This window comes from Hymenobacter jejuensis, from assembly GCF_006337165.1.
GTDB classification, from domain to species: Bacteria; Bacteroidota; Bacteroidia; order Cytophagales; family Hymenobacteraceae; genus Hymenobacter; species Hymenobacter jejuensis.
The window spans coordinates 1682227-1700370 of sequence record NZ_CP040896.1 but is presented as its reverse complement, the minus strand read 5'-3'; the positions used below and the strand labels follow the sequence as shown (position 1 = coordinate 1700370).

Below are 18144 nucleotides of genomic sequence, written 5' to 3'. Positions count from 1 at the left end.
CCCAACTACAACGACCCTAAGCACGCCAAGGTATCGGTGCGCTCAGGGTCGTTGTAGTTGGTTGTAAATCAGTTGCTTGCGTTTTTGGGGCTTGCTGGTCTTAATGCGGTGCGCAGTTGACTGTAGCGTAGTGCATAACTTCGGAGCCCTATCGCCCGTTTTGTTGTCCATGCTTCCTCCGGCCTCCGCTTTCCTGCCCGAACTTCAGCTCCAAACCGCCCGCAGCAGCGGTCCGGGCGGGCAAAACGTGAACAAAGTAGAGTCGAAGGTGGAGTTGCGCTTTCACGTCGCCTCGTCGCAACTCCTGACCGAGGAGCAAAAACAAACCTTGCTGGACAAGCTCAGCAAGCAGCTCACGGCCGAAGGGTTTCTTCTCATTACGGCCCAAGAAGACCGCAGCCAGCTGCGCAACAAGGAAACGGCGCTGCGAAAATTTCACGATACGCTGCAACGCGCCCTGCGCCGACCCAAGCCTCGCCGGGCCACTAAGCCCAGTGCCGGCGCCGTACGCGAGCGGCTTGCTTCCAAGAAAAAACACAGCGAGAAAAAGGCAAGCCGCAGCCGCCCCGATATACAGTAATCTTGCACAAGTATTTGTTAGACAAATACTTGTGCAAGATTAATTCAGGTCTAGGCCAAACAACACCCCAAACCACGGACGGTGCTGATAGACCCAATAGCGGCCGTCCGCGCCGAGCAGGTGGTCGAAGCCGACGGCTAAGCCCACGTTAAAGTTGAGCGCATCGTATATAGTAGCAGCTCCTGCGTGCAACGCCATGCCTTCGTATTCGAACGTGTTTTGTTGCTGCGTCACGTATTCGGAAATGTTGGCTGAGCCCAAGCCCAAAAATAGCCCGTAGCCCAAGCCCGTGGCCCGGATGCGCGGCGCCTGCCGCCAAGGCGTGGCCCGGCGGCTGTTGAGGTAGTAGAAATCAAGTCGTTGCCCCACATACAGCGCCGCGTTGAAATTGGTGTTGAGCTGCACAGGGACGCCCGCCCGTGGCGGTCGCACTTTGAAGGGCAGGGTAAACACGTCCACATCGAAGTGCCGCTTGAGCAGCAATACATGGTGCTCAGGCTGCAGCCGGTAGTACCATGATACCGGGCGCGCCGCTTCGGTCGTGGCCGGTGGCGTGAATACCAGCGTGTCGCCGTGTTGCTGCACAAAGACGTTGTGCTTCGCTACCGTGCGGGCCAGCGAGTCGTTGCCGCCCACATGCAGCACATGATACCAGTTGTCGTCTAGCTGCGTTACGTGCCCCACGGCAGCGCAGCCGCCCAGCGCCCAGCCCAGGCCAACCCATACCATTCGTCGTAAGCAGGCCAGCTGATGCATACCATAACACGCTTATGCTGGGGAACTTATAAAATTGTTCCTTTCAAAAAAAGCGTCGCTACGGAAAAGTAAATGACCAGGCCCGTTACGTCCACAAGGGTAGCCACAAACGGCGCCGACGAGGTAGCCGGGTCGAAGCCGAGCTTTTTGAGCAGCAGCGGCAGCATCGAGCCGGCGAGCGAACCCCACAGCACGATGCCCACCAGCGAAAAGCCTACGGTAAAGCCAATCAGGGTCCAGTGCGTGCCGTAGTCTTTGAAACCGGAAAGCTGCCAAATCACGATGCGGATAAACCCGACCAGCCCCAGAATGGCACCCAGCGCCAGCCCCGACAGGATTTCGCGCCGCATGACGCGCCACCATTCGCCCAGCGTTACCTCGCCCAAGGACATTGCCCTGATAATCAAGGAGGTAGCTTGCGAGCCGGCGTTGCCGCCCGAGCTAATAATCAGAGGGACGAACAGCGCCAGCACCACGGCCTTCTCGATTTCGCCTTCGAAAAAACCCATGGCCGTAGCCGTGAACATCTCACCCAGAAACAGAATTACCAGCCAGCCCGCCCGCTTGCGCACCATACGCGCCAACGAAATAATCAGGTAAGGCTCGTCGAGGGCTTCCGAACCGCCGAGTTTTTGAATGTCCTCGGTGTCTTCTTCTTCCCGAATGTCGAGGATGTCGTCGATGGTAACAATGCCGAACAATACGCCGTCGTCGTTGACGACGGGCAGCGCGATGCGGTCGTTTTTGCGGAATACCTCAATGGCTTCTTCCTGGTCCTGCATGGCGCGCAGGCTCACGTAGCGGCGGTCCATGAGCTCGTTGACGCGCATGGCGGGGTCGGCGAGCAGAAACTCCCGGATGCGGATGTCGTCGATGAGCACACCGCGGCTGTCGGTGACGTAAAGCACGCTCAGGGTCTCGGACTGCCCGCCGTGCTGTCGGATGTAGTCGAGCACTTGCTGCACCGTCCAGTTCTCCCGGATCGCGATGTAGTCGGGCGTCATCAGGCGGCCCACGCTGTATTCGGGGTAGCCGAGCAGTTCCAGCGTCACCTTGCGCTCAGGCTCCGAGAGCGTCTGAATCAGGCTTTTGACAAAGTCATCGGGCAAAAACTCCAGCAGCGCCGTCCGGTCGTCGGGCGACATCTCGTTCAGAATGTCCGTGATCTTGTCCTGCGACAGATTCACCAGAAAATGCTTCTGAATGTCAAGGTCCAGATACTCAAATACTTGCGTGGCGAGGCGCAGCGGCAAAAGCCGAAAAATAATCAGCTGCTCGCGCTCCTCTTCGGCCTCGATAAGCTCCACGAGTTCGGCCGGCTCAAACTCCTTGAGCACTTCCTTAAGTTTGAAAAACTCGCCCTCCTGAATCAGGGACGTAATTTGGTCGGTGGTCGGGTGCTGATTCATGAACTAAGAAAGGAGGGATTTTCTCGCTAGGCAGAAGATTTTGGTCCAAACGGGCGCGCAAAAGTAGCCGAAAAAACCGGCGTAACCGCCACCGTACGTGCGCTTTTCTCTTTAACTCATAGCCCCGCCCGATTCGTTCGCCGCAGTGCCTCTTGCATTTGGATTTTTTCTGCAAATCCGGCTTCCAGTTTAGTCTTTTGCTCGGAATGCGATTGCATACCTTATCAGACCGGTATTGGAAGCAACAGCAATTGGTAGAAATTCGCTTGTACTGTAAACGGCTCAAGGTGAAGTAGATGCTAAAAAGCAGTGCCGACCAGAGCATTTTAGCCGTATGCAACCCAGGCAGAAGGCCGCGCTTTGGAGGCGTAAGTTTGCTCGCTAAGCGAACTGTCCGTTTATTTCTCACTTGCAACAGCTTGATCTTAAGCTGCCAGCCGGCCGTTTTGCGCCATTCTGGTTTAGAATAGAACGTTATGTCCAATACATTTCCGCTGGGTACGTTGGTGGCGCTGGGCGGCGGCGACGACGACGAGCTGCTGGCGCGGCTCACCGATATGTTGCCTGATCCCGCCACGACGCACGTCGAAATCGTGACCACGGCGGCACCCAATCCGGGTAAAACCGGTCCGGCCTACGTCGATGCCTTCCGCGATTTGGGGTGCCGGGCTGCCCGCCACATGCGCGTCGATGAGCGCCACCACGCCGACAGTCCCCCGTATCTGGAGCGGCTGGAGCGGGCCGGTCTCGTGTTCTTCACGGGCGGCGACCAAGAGCGCATTACGGAGTTTTGGGAGCGCACCCGCGCCCTGGCTACGCTCGCCGATCGTTACCGCCGCGATGCTTCCTTCATCGTGGCTGGCACCAGTGCCGGTGCTGCCGTGATGCCCAACTGCATGATTGTGGAAGGCCACGGCGCCCGGTCGCTCACGAAAGGCGGCCTGCGCACGGGGCCGGGGCTGGGCCTGCTTTCGGAACTGTATATAGATCAGCACTTTGCCGAAAGAGGCCGGTTTAGCCGGCTGGCACACGCCGTGCTACAACATCCCACGCGACTAGGGTTGGGGCTGGGCCAGGAAACCGGACTGATCATCCGGGGTGGGACGGAAGCCGAGGTGTTCGGCGACGGCGTCGTGATTGCAGTGGATGGGCAACACCTGCAAGGCAGCAACCTTGGGCGCATCGGGCGCGGCGAGCCCGTATCGGGGCAGGATCTGCGGGTGCATCTGCTGGTAAGCGGCCAGCGCTTTGACTTGCAAAACCGGCAAGTGCTAAATGGAGAAAATGCCGAAGAGGAGGGAAAGGGCGGCGTTTTTTTCTAATATTATACCGGTTTTAAGGTCGGGCCAGCTTAGGGCATTTTACCGCGTCCCAAGTCAACGCATAAAAAACTCGGCAAGCCGACTACTCCTGTGTTTTTTCGTTACATTTAGTCCCAAAATCCCCAATTTTCACTCTTTTTTCTTTCTTATGAAGTTAAAATCTCTACTCCTCGTGGGTGGTGCGCTGCTTACAGGCACGGCGGCTACTGCGGGTGGCTTCCAAGTGAACCTAGCCGGGCAAAAGAACGTCGGCATGGGTGGGGTCGGAGTAGGCCTGGCCTTGGACCACGCGGCCATGTTCTATAACCCTGGTGCGCTGGCCATGATTCGTCAAAACGGCGTTCAGGTAGGTGCAAACGCTGCTTTAGCCCGTATATCATACGTCCAGTCAGGCGGAGGCACGCAGCGCGAGTTGCAGCATAACGTCGTAACCCCTTTTAACCTCTACGCTAGTTTTGGCCCCGCCGAAGGCAAATTCCGGGCGGGTATTGCGGTGTACACGCCTTTTGGCAGCAAGCTGGAGTATGCCAGCGGCTGGGAAGGCCGCTATTCGCTCACTCAGATTGACCTACAATCTATCTTTGTGCAACCCACAATAAGCTACGCACTTACCGACAAGATCAGTGTGGGTGCCGGGCTGGTGGTGCTGGCGTACGGCGCCGTTAATCTGCAGAAAGACATCCCGTTGCCTAGCTCCAATGGCAGCATCGAATTGGACGGCAAAGCCGAGCACAAGCTGGGCTACAACGCTGGCATTTACTTCAAGCCAACCGACAACGTTAGCCTGGGCTTCAGCTACCGCTCGAAAGTTGATGCGCACGTCAAGAGCGGCGACGTAAGCTTCAACAACATCTCTTCGTCGTTTGGGTCGCGTTTCACGGCTACCAAGTTCGACGTTACGCTGCCCCTGCCAGCTACGTTTAGCTTCGGCGTCGGAGTTACGCCAAACGATAAAGTAACCATCGGTCTGGATGCCAACTACGTGCAGTGGAGCAAGTACCAGACGCTGAACTTCGCTTTTAGCGGCAACAACGGCCAAGGTGGTACTAGCGGTGTGGATGGCCAAGTAGGCGGTGCCAACTTCAGCTCTTCCAAGCGCTCTTACCAAGACGCCCTTACCTTCCGCTTGGGCGGTCAGTACAAGGTTTCGGATGCACTTGCACTTCGTGCCGGCGTAGGCTATGATTTTTCGCCCGTGAAAGACGGCTACGTAACGCCGGAAACGCCGGACGCTGACCGCGTGCTCTTGTCAGCTGGCGCTTCCTACGACGTAGGCGAACACTTCGGCGTGGATGCTTCTTTCCTGTTTGAAGATTTCAAGAAGCGTTCGCAAACCCAGCGTGATTTGATCACCAACGGCACTACCGACCGCGTAGCCGGGACCTACAAGACTTTCATCTTTGTTCCAGGATTGGGTCTGCACTACAACTTCTAAGCTCTGCGAAAGCCTTTTTCATATGAACAAGATTTATAAACAAATTGCCCCGGCATTAGCGCTAATGGGCTTAGTACTAGGTGGTTGCCAACCCGATCTGGAGAAAGACTTCAAAGCCAGCAACGGCACCGCTGACTTCTCACGCTACATCGCAGTCGGCAACTCCCTGACCGCCGGCTACTCTGATGGCGGCCTGTACTTAGAAGGACAGCTGAACTCGTATCCAAACCTGTTGGCTCAGCAGTTTAAGAAAGTAGGCGGCGGCGACTTTGCGCAGCCCTTATTTGCCAGCGGCCAAGAGAATGGGTCGGGTTACCTGCGCCTAACCGGCTTCACGGCTTCCGGCTCTCCCATCACGACACCAGTTACCGACAAACTGGCTCTGCGCGCTGGCGCTACGGCTGCTAAGCCATTGTATACCAAATACTTAGATCCGGTTCAGAATTTGGGTGTGCCCGGTATTCGGATGTCGGATATTGAAACGGCGGGTTACGGCAGTACGCAAGGCAACCCTTATTTCGAGCGCATTACCCCTGATGCCACGCCGACCCAAACCTATTTGCAACGGGTAGCTGCTTCTAACCCTACCTTCTTCACCGAATGGTTGGGCAACAACGACGTGCTGGGTTTTGCTACCGCCGGCGGCGCGGCCAGCTCGCTGACTCCAGTAGCAGACTTTACGGATAAGACCAACAAAGTCATTGACGCCCTGACGGCCAATGGCGCAAAGGGTTTGGTAAGCACTATCCCCGATGTAACAGGTATTCCGTTCTTTACCACGGTTGGTCCTTCATTTAAGGCTACTCTGACGGAAAACAAAGTGCCGGCTATCATTGTGCACACGGGCGGCCTCTCTACTACGCCTGGTACCACGATCAAAACGATAACCGTTCCTACTACAGACATCAAGGATGCTACAGGCGGCAAACAACTGTTTACGCTTACTTCCGCTCCTTATCTGCCCCTCTTTGGTCGACCAAATACGGGCAAGCCTTGGCGCGATGTCTATACCCAAGCCAAAGCTTCTTTGCCTCCAACGGTAACCCTGAGTGTGTTCTTGGCGCTGCAGGGCATCGACACTACGAAAGCATTCGGAGCCGATGTTAAAAACCCAATCCCAAGCACCTTGGTGCTCGACGATGCTGAGCAGAAACTAGTTGCCACAGCCACTACGGCTTTCAACAGTGCCATCACGGCTAAGGCTACGGCTAAAGGCCTCGCTATTTTCGATGCCAACGGGTTCTTCTCGCGCGTGGCGACTGGCGGCTTTGTGACGAATGGCGTAAACAACACGGCTTCCTTCATCTCGGGCAATCTGTTTGGCCTCGATGGGGTGCATCCTACGCCGCGTGGCTATGCAGTACTGGCCAACGAAATGATCCGGGTGATCAACCAGCAGTACGGTGCCTCTATCCCGAGCGTCGATCCGAACAACTACCGCGGCGTAACCTTCCCATAAGCTCGTAGCGTTAGCAAATTCAATAAAAAGCCCCGTTTCTGAATCAGAAACGGGGCTTTTTGGTAATAAACAATACCGTTTTAATAGGACTGCCTAAGAAGGCTGTGGCACGTTGGTGGTAGCCGCTATGTGCTCGGCAATCACCTGCGCGTGGTAACGACCGTTCTCAATAAACCAACGGCTCGTATTCAAGCCCCCGCAGACGGTTCCGGCCAGATACACGCCGGGCCGGTTGGTTTCGAAGGTTTCCGGGTCGTGCGAAGGCGTGCTGGCAGCGTCGTTCTGGGTAGTAATCCCCAAAGCCATAAGCAACGCATAATCAGGCCGATAGCCTGTGAGCGCATACACGTAAGTAGCCGGCACCGACACCGGCCCATCGGGAGTGAGCAATTCTACGGCTTCAGGCGTGACGGCTTGCATCAGAGTATTAAAATACGCCTTAATGCGGCCTTCCTTGATGCGGTTGATCAGATCAGGCCGAATCCAATATTTCACCGATTCGGAGATCTCAGCGCCGCGCACCACCAGCGTGACGTGGGCACCGGCGCGCGCCATCTGTAACGCCGCTTTCGCCGCCGAGTTTTTTGCCCCGATCACCACCACCGGCCGATCGACGTGCGCGTAAGGCTCTTTGTAGTAATGGCTTACGTGGGGAAGGTTGCCACCGGGTACATCCAGCTTATTAGGAATGTCGAAGAATCCTGTGGCGATAATGACGTGTCGCGTGGCAATCTGCGCTTTGTCGGTAACGACGATATATTCTCCGGCATCGCCTTCGAGCCGTACTACGCGCTCGTAGAGGCGGAGCGTAAGCTTTTCGGCTACCGTTACCCGGCGGTAATAGTCGAGGGCATCTTCGCGTAAGGGCTTGTAGTGCGCCGTAGGAAAGGGATAATCACCGATTTCGAGCAGTTCAGGCGTGGAAAAGAATTCCATATTGGTGGGGTAGCCCACAATGGAATTTACCAAAGCTCCTTTGTCGATCACGCACACCGAGAGGCCACGGCGCTGCACTTCAATGGCGCTGGCGAGCCCCACCGGGCCAGCCCCGATAACCACGGCATCGTAAGAAAGAATCTGTTGCACAGCAAAAAGAAATGGAGGATTGTACACTAAACCATTGGCGTACCCGTAGGTTCATTCCCGATGGTCCTGCCTGTCTTTGGGTGAACGTAAGCCACGGGCTACAGCGTCAATCAGGATTGAAAACTCTTATACTTGATCCGCCGCTACGACGTTGAGTAAAGCATGGCGCGCGTTTGCCATCACGGCCGCCGCTTAAAACCGGCACAGTACATTCAACCATGTCTCTTGGGTCTCTGTAATTAAATATTTATGAATCAATTAGTTGCAATCGCGCTGTCCTTCTCTTTGTTAGGCGGCCTTACTGCTTGTGGCAGTAGCAGCAAGAAAGAAGACCCCGCGCCGCCTACGAAAGCCGAACTGTTGAGCGACAAGGATTGGCTGCTCACGAGTGCCACCGCAACTGTTCTTGGGCAGCCGGTGGATGTGTACGCGACCGTCTTGCAGACGTGTCAGAAAGACGATCTGCTGCGCTATAACAGCAACAACACGTACACTATCAGCGAAGGTGCCACCAGTTGCACTCCTCCCGATACCGACAATGGCACCTGGAGCTTGAACGCTGACGGCACCAAGCTCACCCAAACGTCAGCGCGCCAAGGCAGCACTGCCACCACGCAAGATGTACTGGAGTTGACTGCTACTTCGCTAAAGATCTCATCTACATATACTTACTCCGGTATCGCCGTTCCGGCTACTCTGACGTTTACGAAAAAATAATCTCGGCAAGCCCTTTACAAGAAAGCGCCGCTCCTGCCTCAGGAGCGGCGCTTTCTTGTAAAGGGCTTGCCGACGCCGGCCTTTTCCTTACTGTCTAAGAGCCCTAATGAGCTTGCAGCCAGTTTTGGCCCGTGCCGACCTCTACCTCCATAGGCACGCCGTGGGGCAGGGGCAGGGCATTGATCATTAGTTCTTGGATCTTGGGTGTAATGAACTCAACTTCTTCCTTGGGCGCATCGAAGACCAATTCGTCGTGCACTTGCAGGATCATCTTGGTGCCGAGCTTTTCCTGAATGAGCCACTCGTGAATGTTGATCATCGCCTTCTTAATGATGTCGGCGGCAGTGCCTTGGATGGGCGCATTGATGGCGTTGCGTTCGGTGTAGCCGCGCAGTGTGGCGTTGCGCGAGTTGATATCGCGCAGGTAACGCCGACGGCCCAGTAGCGTTTCGGCGTATTCCAGTTCGCGGGCTCGGTTGATGCTGTCATCCATGAAGCGTTTTACCGAAGCAAATTCCACGAAATACGCCTCAATAATCTCCTGGGCTTCCTTGCGCGAAATGCCCAGGCGCTGCGCCAAACCAAAAGACGAAATGCCGTAGATGATGCCAAAATTGACTGTTTTGGCTTTGCGGCGCATCTCGGCATCCACTTGGTCGAGGCCGACGTGGAATACTTTACTGGCCGTACTGGCGTGAATATCAAGGTGTTGACGAAAAGCCTCAATCATGGTTTTGTCGCCCGAAAAATCAGCCATGATGCGCAGCTCGATCTGCGAGTAGTCGGCCGCGACGAGAATGTGATCGGCGTCGCGGGGCACGAAGGCTTTGCGAATCTCCCGGCCTTTCTCCGTGCGAATCGGAATGTTCTGCAGGTTAGGGTTGGTGCTGCTCAAACGCCCGGTTGCTGTAACTGCCTGATTAAAAGACGTATGTACGCGGCCATCGAGCTCGCATACGAGCTGCGGTAAGGCTTCTACGTATGTCGAGCGCAACTTCGTGAGCTGGCGGTGCTCCAGAATCAGGGCCGCGATGGGGTTGTCGGCGGCCAGTACGCTCAGTACTTCTTCGCCCGTGGCATACTGACCGGTTTTGGTTTTTTTGATCTTGCCGCCGCCGAGCTGGAGTTTGTCAAACAGCACTTCGCCCAGTTGTTTGGGTGAGCCAATGTTAAACTCCTGTCCCGCCGCCGCAAAGATCTGCTTTTCGATTTCGGTGATGTAGCCCTGTAGCTCCGCCGAATACTCGTTCATGGCGCCCGAATCGATTTTTACGCCTTCGTATTCGATGTCGCTGAGCACCGGCACCAACGGGTTCTCCACCTCGTTGAGCAGCTTGAGCAAGCCCACTTCCTGTAGGCGCGGCTCGAAATAATGTTTGAGCTGCAACGTCACGTCGGCGTCTTCACAGGCGTAATCGCTGACTTCGGCCGGCGGAATGTCGGCCATTGTTTTCTGCTTCTTGCCCTTTGGCCCGATCAGGTCAGTGATCGATACCGGCGAATAGTGCAGGTAGGTTTCGGCCAGCACGTCCATGTTGTGGCGCATGTCGGGCTCCAGAAGGTAGTGCGCCAGCATCGTGTCGAACAGCTGGCCGCGCATCTGCACGCCGTAATGCTTCAGTATGGTAAGGTCGTACTTGATGTTCTGGCCGATTTTGAGGATATGCTCCGCGTCGAAAAACGGCCGGAACTCGTCTACCAGTGCCTGGGCTGCGTCGGTATCGTCGTGGGGCACTGGCACGTAATAGGCCTCGCCTGGCAGCCAGCAAAACGAAAGCCCTACTAAGCGCGCCGTCATGGTATCGAGGCCGGTGGTTTCGGTATCGAAGCTGACTTCCTTTTGTTGTAACAGGAAGTCTAATAACGACTTACGCATGGCGGGCGAGTCGATGAGGTGGTATTGGTGGGGCACATCGGCCAGCGTGCGCGGCGGGCCAGCCGGGGCGCCTTCGTGACCGAGCTCTTCGCCGTTTTCAGCGGCAATGGCCACGGCACCCGGCGCATCAAACAGCGAAGCCTGGGCTGCCGGTACGCTGGGCCGGCGGGCGCCCCGCGGCGTGGGCGCCGTGACGGACGCCGCCGGTGCGCCGCCGCTGAGCACGCGGGCCGCCAACTGGCGAAACTCGAGGTCGTCGAACAGGGCGCGCAGCTTTTCTTCGTTGGGCTGGGTCAGGGTCAGGTTTTCCTCATGGAACTCAATGGGCACGTTCACATGAATCGTGGCCAGTTCCTTCGACATAAGACCTTGCTCGGCGAAGTTGCGCACGTTTTCCTGTTGCTTGCCCTTTAGCTCGTCTACGTGGGCAATCAGCCCTTCAACCGAGCCGTACTTCTGAATCAGCGTCTTGGCGGTCTTTTCGCCAATGCCCGGAATGCCCGGAATGTTATCCGAAGCGTCGCCCTGCAAGCCCAGAATATCGGTTACCTGCTCCACGCGCTCAATCTCGAAGCGCTGCAGAACGTGTTGTAAATCAAGTACTTCGGCGGCATTGCCCATGAATGCCGGCCGGTAGATCTTGATCTTATCCGTCACGAGTTGGCAGTAGTCTTTGTCGGGTGTCATCATAAACACCTCAAAACCAGCCTTTTCGGCGCGTTGGGCCAACGTGCCAATCACGTCATCGGCCTCAAAGCCATCCATGATCAGGATCGGAATGTTGAATGCCTCAATGATGCGCTTGATATACGGAATGGCCGTGCCGATGTCTTCGGGCATGGCTTGGCGCTGGGCCTTGTATTCGGCAAAATTATCGTGGCGGAACGTCTTCTTTTGGGCATCAAAAGCTACGCCGATGTGGGTGGGCTTTTCCTTCTGCAGGACTTCCACCAGGGTGTTGGTGAAGCCCAGCACGGCACCCGTATTCATGCCTTTGGAGTTGATGCGCGGGTTTTTGCTGAAAGCGAAGTGGGCGCGGTAGATGAGGGCGAAAGCGTCGAGGAGGAAAAGTTTTTTGGGGGCGTCGGTCATGAGGGCGAAGGTACGGAGGGACGATAAGTAGGGACAGATACGAGCGCAGAATTATCGCTGGAATACGTAAACACCAGTACGTGCCAGATTATTCTGGTTGGTCGCAATTGAGCTGAACTTCTGCGAAAAAACCTGCCCTGTATACGGAGCCAGGAAGAATTAACCCGCCGATTTACAACTGGTTGCTAACGCTAACCGGCTTCCGTGCGTAGCTGCTTACCGTATGCGCTACATTTCCCTCGACCTCGAATGCACGGGCGGCAACCCCGATCGACACCAGATTATTGAGCTGGCGGCCATTATCGAAGATACCAAGCGCCCGTTGCCGCTCGAAGAGCTGCCCACATTTCGGCGGGCCGTGCGCCACCCCGAATACGTGGGCACGGCTGGGGCGCTGGCTTTGAATGCCGGACTAATGCAGGAATTGGCCGAAAAGGAGCCACGGGCCGATCACTGTACCATCCAGGAACTGGTGCCGCAGCTACGGGAGTTTTTGTTGGCCTACGGCTACAAGCCCGACCAGCGGGGGCGGCTTGGGTTGGTGCTGGCAGGCAAGAATATTGGCTCGTTCGATCTGGGTTTTCTGCGCCTGCTGCCGGGCTGGGGAACGCTGCTGTATGCCGAGCCCGCCATGCTCGATCCGGCCGTGTTTTATCTTAACTGGAAGAAAGACAGCCGGTTACCAACAATGGCCATTTGTAAGGCGCGGGCAAAGCTAGAAGACCCCACCGTAGCGCACACGGCCGTAGCCGATGCATTGGACGTGATCCGGCTGCTGCGGCCCTTCTACGGGCTGCCGTTTTACAAGCAGGTGCTCGCCGCCGAACCCGACGAGGAACCATTGGCAGGCTGATAGCGCAAGCTTCGGGGAAGAACACGGAATTTTACTATTGGGTCAGGGCAAAACTGCGTAGATTGCCACTGCTATTTCCCCGTCCTTTTAGCTTATTACGCCGCGTGTATCGAATTAAACAGCTACTACTTAGCCTTGTACTTGTAACGTGGCTCCTGCCTTTTAGCGGTAAAGCGCAACTTCTAGATCCGAATTTTAAAACCACGGAGCTTTATAAACCGGGCGTTGTCAAGAGCGTGGCCGTGTACCCGGACGGGAGCGCTGTTGTGCTCGGCACATTCACGCATGCCAACGGCGAGCCGCATGCCGATGTGGTGCGCTACCGCCCCGACGGCACGCCTGATCCGGATTTTCGGGTGGTGTTGCAGGGCAAAACCAGCTCCCGGCTTTGGGGGGTGCGGCCGCTGCCGGGCGGTAAAGCCTTGTTATTGGGCTATTCGTCGCTAGCAATAGCAGGCAAGGTGGCCAACAACCTGATCGTGCTCAATGCCGATGGGACCCCTGATAACGTGTTCACTATCAGCACGTTCTCTTTCGGCTACGGGAGCGAAGGCATTGTGGCTACCGCCCAACCCGATGGTCGCCTGCTGGTGGCGGGCAAGGGCTATGGCTACACAGGCACCGGTTCCGAACCGGGTATTGTCCGCTACAACGCCGATGGGTCGCGCGATAACACGTTCGTGCCTGCCGCCGGCCTGACGGTGGAAGGCGTGCGCAGCATGGTAGTGCAGCCCGATGGTAAAATCTTAGTCGGCGGCACTTTTACAACCTTCAACGGGGCGTCGGTCGGCGGTTTGTTGCGCCTCAACGCCGATGGTACCCGCGACTTGTCCTTCGCAACGGGCGCTGTGTTGAACGTGCAGGAAATCAAGTTGTTATCAGATGGTAAAATGATGGTGGGCGGCGCAATCACCAACCAAGTGGGCACAGTTCGCGGTAGCTTGTTGCGCCTGCTGCCCTCTGGAACCGTCGACCCTACCTTCGTGCCCAGCGGCAGCGCGCCACTCATTCGCAACCCCAGCGACAACGGCAGCATGGCTGTGTTGCCCGATGGCAAGCTGGTTGTGGTTTCTACTTCCAGTGATGTAACTCCGACCTCCAGCGTGGCGTGTTATCTGCCCAACGGCACCGAAGATGCCGCATGGGCGCCTACGCAACTCACTGATGGCGTGGTAGCTGCGCTGCAAGTGTTGCCCAATGGCGTGGTACTGGCGGGTGGCAATTTCAGCAGCTTTGCCACGCGCTCAACGAGCTTAGTGGCGCTTTCTGCTACTGGCGCGCCAGCTTCCGGCTTTGCGCTGGCGCTGCAGCAACTGGGTATTGTAACCAACCTAGTGCTACAGCCCGATGGAAGGATTTTGATAAGCGGAGATTTCTCCGAGATAAACGGCGTACTGGTTCACAAAATAGCCCGCTTGCTGCCCAACGGGGAGGTAGACAATTCCTTTCGTGGGCCGAGCGACCTCAACGGGGAAGTGCGCACGCTCCTGTTGCAAGCCGATGGACAAATAGTAGTTGGCGGCACCTTCACCCGCATCGACGGGCAAAAGCGCTTGGCCGTTGCGCGCCTGAAGGCCTCCGGCGAGCTCGATCCGCTTTTCGCCGTTGGGTTCTACGACAGCAGCGGCAGCTCCAGCGTGAGTGCGTTGGCTCAGCAGCCCGATGGCAAGCTCCTGATCGCGGGCGCCTTTTTGTACGTCAACGGGGGTACGAATTTTTATACTTCCGTAATTCGGATTAACCCCGCCAATGGCAGCCTGGACCCGTCTTTCAAAACCACAGCGCCGCAGGGCAATATTTACAAGCTGTACATCCAAAGCGATGGGAAGGTGCTAGCGGCTGGTTCATTTTTTCGCAACGTCAACGGCATGGCGGTCGGACAACCCGTGGTGCGACTGCTGACCAACGGTACCGAAGACCCCAATTTTTACTCGGCCGCGTGGGGCAACAGCGGCGTCGCCTACACCATGGCCGAACTGCCCGACGGACGGTTGATGGTCGGTGGGAGCATCCCGGACCTAAAAGGTAAGCTGGTCAGTGGCTTGGCGCGCTTGCAGCCTAACGGCACTCTGGATCAGACTTTTGCCAATGAGTTTCCGCAGGTAGCCGTGGTGCGCAGCATCGCGGTGCAACCCAACGGCCGGCTGCTGGTAGCTGGCCTGCTCGGCGACGGCTACATCAACAACTGGCCATATTTGCTGCGGGTACAGGAAAACGGTCCGCGCGACGCCACTTTTGAGCCCGCCGACGGCCCCAACAACGAAACCAACTGCGTAGCCTTGCAACCCGACGGCAAAATCCTGATTGGCGGCAGCTTTACGGATGTTGGCGGCCACCGGGTACTGGGATTAGCGCGCTTGGTGGCCGCAGAGGTGCTGCACACTTCGGCTACCCAGGCCCGTATTCGTACCGAAGTTTACCCCAACCCAGCGCATAGTGTGCTGCATGTGCAGCTGGATGCAAAGGCTAAGCCGCAACGCATTCACTTGCTGGGTATTACAGGCAAAACTGCGACTGCAATGCCCGTCACGACGTCTGCCTTTACCATGCCCATCCACAACCTGCCGGCGGGGGTATATTTGCTGCGGGTAGAATATGCCAGCGGTGTAGTGGTACAACGGGTTGTAATAGAGTAAGTTATATGTTTTCTAACTTCCGGTTCTCAGGATTTCTGGTGGCGCTGCTTTGTGTTTTTGCAAGCGCCCATGCCCAAACGGCCCATCTTGCGCCTGCCGAACACGCGCAATCGGTGGTTGCTTTTCAGCAAGAACTGAACGCCGAATACCGCAATCCGCATGAGTCGCCGCTACCGCCTGCCGAGCGCAAGGCGTTTAAAGGCCTCCCGTTCTTCCCAACGGATTATGCTTTTTACGTGGAAGCAACCCTAGAGCGCGACTCGACGGCGCTGCCTTTCCGCATGAAAACCAGCACCGCCCGTGAGCCCGAATACCGCAAGTACGGCGTGCTGCATTTTACCCTCAACGGGCAGCCCCTGCAACTGATAGTGTATCAGAGCCTTGATTTGATGCGCAAGCCCGGTTACGGAGACTACCTGTTTGTACCATTCACCGACCCCACCAACGGCCACGAAAGCTACGGCGGCGGCCGCTACATCGATCTGCGCATCCCGAAAAGCCCCGTGCTCATGCTGGATTTCAACCGCGCCTACAATCCTTATTGTGCTTACAGCCCAAAGTATTCCTGTCCGGTGCCGCCCGCCGAAAACCGACTCCCCGTAGCTATTCGGGCCGGTGTGCAGAGCGATCATTAACCACAGGACGAAAAAAAGTCCTTCCGCATAAGTATTTGATTGTAAAATACTTATGCGGAAGGACTTTTTTGATTTACCTGAGGCTACCAGCTGCCGCTGGCGCCGCCGCCCCCGGAGGAGCCGCCGCCGAAGCCGCCGAAACCACCGCCTCCGCCGCCACCTCCCCAGCCGCCACCGCCGCCACCAAAGGTGCCCCGGCCGCCCATGAAGTCGCCGAAAATGATGGGCGGAATCATGCTGCCGCCAAAGCCACGGTTGCGACGTCCGCCGCTGTTGCCGCCGCCCCCCCGCCGGCTGATCATGATGATAATTGCCAGCACCACAATGATCATCCAGAACGGAAAGCCCGAGCCGGAAGAGTCGTTGGAGGTACGGGTTTGGGCAGGGTCGGCTTTGTATTCGCCTTTCGCTAAGGCAATTAGCTCATCGGTGGCGCTGTTGAGGCCGTCGTAGTAGCGCTCTTCCTTGAAAGCCGGCACGATGGTATTGGAGATGATGCGCTTGGCCAAGGCATCGGGCACGGCACCCTCCAGACCATAGCCCGTCTGGATGCGAGCGCGGTGCTCCTCTTTGGCCACCAGCACCAGAATACCGTTGTTTTGGCCTTTGCGGCCAATACCCCAGCTTTCGTAGAGGCGCTGGGCGTAATTGGCAATGTCGTCGCCGCCCAGGTTGGGTACCGTCACAACGGCAATTTGGGAAGAGGTAGAATCGTCGTAGGCGACGAGCTTGCGCTCCAGCGCCTCTACTTCGTTGGCCTGCAACAGGCCCGCCAGGTCGTTGACGAGGCGTGGCGGATTAGGCCGTGGCGGAACATCTTGTGCTACTGCAGCTTGCAACAGGCTGACAAAGAGCAGCAAAACTCCCAGTAAGGAAGTCAGTAAGCGTCGGGACGACGGCATAAGGGGAGGGATCATGGACGAGGCGGCGCAGAGTCGCCAAACGAAATGGAATCGTCGAGTTCGTTGCGGTCGGTGGCCGCATTGTAGGGGTAATAGCGCTGAAGCTGCTCGCCCACCATGCGAATGCCGCGCTCCAGCCCGGTAACGTAGTGGCCGGCCCGAAACTGATCGAGTACGGTTTCTTTGGTGGTTTCCCAAAAATCGTCGGGCACGGCCGCGTTGATGCCCGCATCGCCTATCACGGCAAACTGGCGAGTCTCCCAAGCCAAGTAAAACAGCACGCCGTTGCGCTGGGCCGTCTGGTGCATGCCGAGCTCGGCAAACACCTGTGCCGCGCGGTCGAGGGGTTCGGGCGTGGGGCAGGTATCTTCCAAATGCACCCGGATTTCGCCCGAAGTCGTGACTTCGGCTTGCTTGATTGCTGCTACCAAAGCCGCTTCCTGCGCCGGCGTGAGAGGGTTAGTCATAAGTATGGGAACTTGAAAGCTTAAGCTGCTGATATTTGCTAAATTTCATAAACATCAAATTATCAGCAACTTAAGCTTCTAGCAAACGAAATTAGAACTGTACGGTTGGGGCCTTTTGCGAAGTGGCGTCGGCCTCGAAATAAGGCTTCTCCGTGAATTTGAAAATACCCGCAAACAAGTTGTTGGGGAAAGACCGGATGTAGGTATTGTAGTCGTTGGTGACGGCGTTAAACTTCTGGCGCTCCACGTTGATGCGGTTTTCCGTGCCTTCAATCTGGGCCTGGAGCTCCTGGAAATTGGCGTTGGCCTTCAGGTCGGGGTAGTTTTCCGAAACGGCCAGCAAACGGCCCAGGCCGGCGCTAACCTGGCTTTGCGCCTCCTGAAAACGCTTGATGTTTTCGGGCGTCAGGTTTTCGGGCGACACCTGCACGCTGGTCGCCTTGGCGCGGGCATTGATCACATCGGTAAGGGTGCTTTTCTCGAAGTTAGCCGCACCTTTTACCGTGTTCACGAGGTTAGGGATGAGGTCGGAGCGGCGCTGATAGCTGTTTTGTACGTTGGCCCACTGCGCTTTCACAGCTTGGTCTTTGGTAACCATGCTGTTGTAGCCGCACGACGACTGGGAGAGGAGCACCACCATTCCGGCGAGGTACAGAAGAAGACGTTTCATAAGGGAGAAAGGAGTATAGGTGAAGGGTTTTTTCAAAAGAAAGGGTTTGCAGCCCGGCATCAGCGCGCTGGCTTTCGGCGGCGGAAAACAATTGGCCCCTTGAGGTGGTAGTGCCAACAGGCATCCGGCAACCGACAACTCGCTGCTAATACCTCAACAAGATCGCTGCAAAGTACGAATTCGCGCCACTGCGGTTGTGTCGGAGTTGCCTTGCCGGCCGATTCGCTATTTTGCGTGCTTACGCTACCA

The 18144-nt window shown here is 56.7% G+C and carries 15 protein-coding genes; 8 read left to right on the top strand and 7 right to left on the bottom strand.

Features of this window, described 5'->3' with window-relative positions; all coding sequences use genetic code 11:
* Positions 1 to 169: 169 nt before the first annotated feature.
* Entirely contained in the window at positions 170 to 580 is a 411-nt protein-coding gene (gene arfB, locus FHG12_RS06880; protein WP_139515029.1) for an alternative ribosome rescue aminoacyl-tRNA hydrolase ArfB, read from the top strand.
* Between the two features lie 39 nt (positions 581 to 619).
* On the opposite strand, the gene FHG12_RS06875 is transcribed toward arfB, so the two are convergent.
* Complete coding sequence (locus tag FHG12_RS06875) at positions 620 to 1309, bottom strand: hypothetical protein (protein WP_139515028.1); 690 nt, start codon at positions 1307 to 1309, stop codon at positions 620 to 622.
* A gap of 53 nt (positions 1310 to 1362) precedes the next feature.
* Complete coding sequence (gene mgtE / locus FHG12_RS06870) at positions 1363 to 2745, bottom strand: magnesium transporter (protein WP_139515027.1); 1383 nt, start codon at positions 2743 to 2745, stop codon at positions 1363 to 1365.
* Positions 2746 to 3221: 476 nt separating this feature from the next.
* Here mgtE and FHG12_RS06865 point away from each other — a divergent pair, with 476 nt between their 5' ends.
* From FHG12_RS06865 to FHG12_RS06855, 3 genes are all read left to right on the top strand, one after another.
* The gene (locus tag FHG12_RS06865) at positions 3222 to 4067 is read left to right on the top strand and encodes a cyanophycinase (RefSeq protein WP_139515026.1); all 846 of its coding nucleotides are present in this window, start codon (positions 3222 to 3224) and stop codon (positions 4065 to 4067) included.
* Positions 4068 to 4215: 148 nt separating this feature from the next.
* Positions 4216 to 5502, top strand: a complete 1287-nt coding sequence (locus tag FHG12_RS06860; RefSeq protein ID WP_165699320.1) for an OmpP1/FadL family transporter — start codon at positions 4216 to 4218, stop codon at positions 5500 to 5502.
* 22 nt (positions 5503 to 5524) lie between these two features.
* On the top strand, positions 5525 to 6961 hold the full coding sequence (locus FHG12_RS06855; protein WP_139515024.1) for an SGNH/GDSL hydrolase family protein: 1437 nt from the start codon (positions 5525 to 5527) through the stop codon (positions 6959 to 6961).
* A gap of 93 nt (positions 6962 to 7054) precedes the next feature.
* Here the strand turns inward: FHG12_RS06855 and FHG12_RS06850 are convergent, their stop codons facing one another.
* Entirely contained in the window at positions 7055 to 8047 is a 993-nt protein-coding gene (locus tag FHG12_RS06850) for a YpdA family putative bacillithiol disulfide reductase (protein ID WP_139515023.1), read from the bottom strand.
* Between the two features lie 249 nt (positions 8048 to 8296).
* Between FHG12_RS06850 and FHG12_RS06845 the strand changes: the two genes are divergently transcribed.
* Positions 8297 to 8764 carry a lipocalin family protein gene (locus tag FHG12_RS06845; RefSeq protein ID WP_139515022.1) on the top strand — a complete coding sequence of 156 codons (468 nt, stop codon included), beginning with the start codon at positions 8297 to 8299 and terminating at the stop codon, positions 8762 to 8764.
* 103 nt (positions 8765 to 8867) lie between these two features.
* Here the strand turns inward: FHG12_RS06845 and polA are convergent, their stop codons facing one another.
* Entirely contained in the window at positions 8868 to 11732 is a 2865-nt protein-coding gene (gene polA / locus FHG12_RS06840) for a DNA polymerase I (protein ID WP_139515021.1), read from the bottom strand.
* A 223-nt stretch (positions 11733 to 11955) separates the two neighbouring features.
* On the opposite strand from polA, the gene FHG12_RS06835 reads away from it, so the two are divergent.
* The 3 genes from FHG12_RS06835 to FHG12_RS06825 all read left to right on the top strand — a co-directional run bounded on the left by FHG12_RS06835 (position 11956) and on the right by FHG12_RS06825 (position 15856).
* A complete protein-coding gene (locus tag FHG12_RS06835) occupies positions 11956 to 12585 on the top strand; it encodes a 3'-5' exonuclease family protein (protein ID WP_139515020.1) in 630 nt (209 codons plus the stop codon).
* A 104-nt stretch (positions 12586 to 12689) separates the two neighbouring features.
* On the top strand, positions 12690 to 15221 hold the full coding sequence (locus FHG12_RS06830; protein ID WP_139515019.1) for a T9SS type A sorting domain-containing protein: 2532 nt from the start codon (positions 12690 to 12692) through the stop codon (positions 15219 to 15221).
* Between the two features lie 5 nt (positions 15222 to 15226).
* Positions 15227 to 15856, top strand: a complete 630-nt coding sequence (locus tag FHG12_RS06825; RefSeq protein WP_139515018.1) for a DUF1684 domain-containing protein — start codon at positions 15227 to 15229, stop codon at positions 15854 to 15856.
* Positions 15857 to 15939: 83 nt separating this feature from the next.
* On the opposite strand, the gene FHG12_RS06820 is transcribed toward FHG12_RS06825, so the two are convergent.
* The 3 genes from FHG12_RS06820 to FHG12_RS06810 form a co-directional block, all read right to left on the bottom strand.
* Complete coding sequence (locus tag FHG12_RS06820) at positions 15940 to 16773, bottom strand: TPM domain-containing protein (protein WP_139515017.1); 834 nt, start codon at positions 16771 to 16773, stop codon at positions 15940 to 15942.
* A complete protein-coding gene (locus FHG12_RS06815; RefSeq protein ID WP_139515016.1) occupies positions 16770 to 17225 on the bottom strand; it encodes a TPM domain-containing protein in 456 nt (151 codons plus the stop codon). Before FHG12_RS06815 ends, FHG12_RS06820 begins: the two co-directional genes overlap by 4 nt.
* A 91-nt stretch (positions 17226 to 17316) precedes the next feature.
* Positions 17317 to 17895, bottom strand: a complete 579-nt coding sequence (locus tag FHG12_RS06810; RefSeq protein WP_139515015.1) for a LemA family protein — start codon at positions 17893 to 17895, stop codon at positions 17317 to 17319.
* Positions 17896 to 18144: the final 249 nt, after the last annotated feature.

Excerpts from the sequence above, each read along its gene's own strand:
- arfB (WP_139515029.1), top strand. The coding sequence starts at position 170 with ATGCTTCCTCCGGCCTCCGCTTTCCTGCCCGAACTTCAGCTCCAAACC.
- FHG12_RS06875 (WP_139515028.1), bottom strand. The coding sequence starts at position 1,309 with ATGGTATGGGTTGGCCTGGGCTGGGCGCTGGGCGGCTGCGCTGCCGTG.
- mgtE (WP_139515027.1), bottom strand. The coding sequence starts at position 2,745 with ATGAATCAGCACCCGACCACCGACCAAATTACGTCCCTGATTCAGGAG.
- FHG12_RS06865 (WP_139515026.1), top strand. The coding sequence starts at position 3,222 with ATGTCCAATACATTTCCGCTGGGTACGTTGGTGGCGCTGGGCGGCGGC.
- FHG12_RS06860 (WP_165699320.1), top strand. The coding sequence starts at position 4,216 with ATGAAGTTAAAATCTCTACTCCTCGTGGGTGGTGCGCTGCTTACAGGC.
- FHG12_RS06855 (WP_139515024.1), top strand. The coding sequence starts at position 5,525 with ATGAACAAGATTTATAAACAAATTGCCCCGGCATTAGCGCTAATGGGC.
- FHG12_RS06845 (WP_139515022.1), top strand. The coding sequence starts at position 8,297 with ATGAATCAATTAGTTGCAATCGCGCTGTCCTTCTCTTTGTTAGGCGGC.
- polA (WP_139515021.1), bottom strand. The coding sequence starts at position 11,732 with ATGACCGACGCCCCCAAAAAACTTTTCCTCCTCGACGCTTTCGCCCTC.
- FHG12_RS06835 (WP_139515020.1), top strand. The coding sequence starts at position 11,956 with ATGCGCTACATTTCCCTCGACCTCGAATGCACGGGCGGCAACCCCGAT.
- FHG12_RS06825 (WP_139515018.1), top strand. The coding sequence starts at position 15,227 with ATGTTTTCTAACTTCCGGTTCTCAGGATTTCTGGTGGCGCTGCTTTGT.
- FHG12_RS06820 (WP_139515017.1), bottom strand. The coding sequence starts at position 16,773 with ATGATCCCTCCCCTTATGCCGTCGTCCCGACGCTTACTGACTTCCTTA.
- FHG12_RS06815 (WP_139515016.1), bottom strand. The coding sequence starts at position 17,225 with ATGACTAACCCTCTCACGCCGGCGCAGGAAGCGGCTTTGGTAGCAGCA.
- FHG12_RS06810 (WP_139515015.1), bottom strand. The coding sequence starts at position 17,895 with ATGAAACGTCTTCTTCTGTACCTCGCCGGAATGGTGGTGCTCCTCTCC.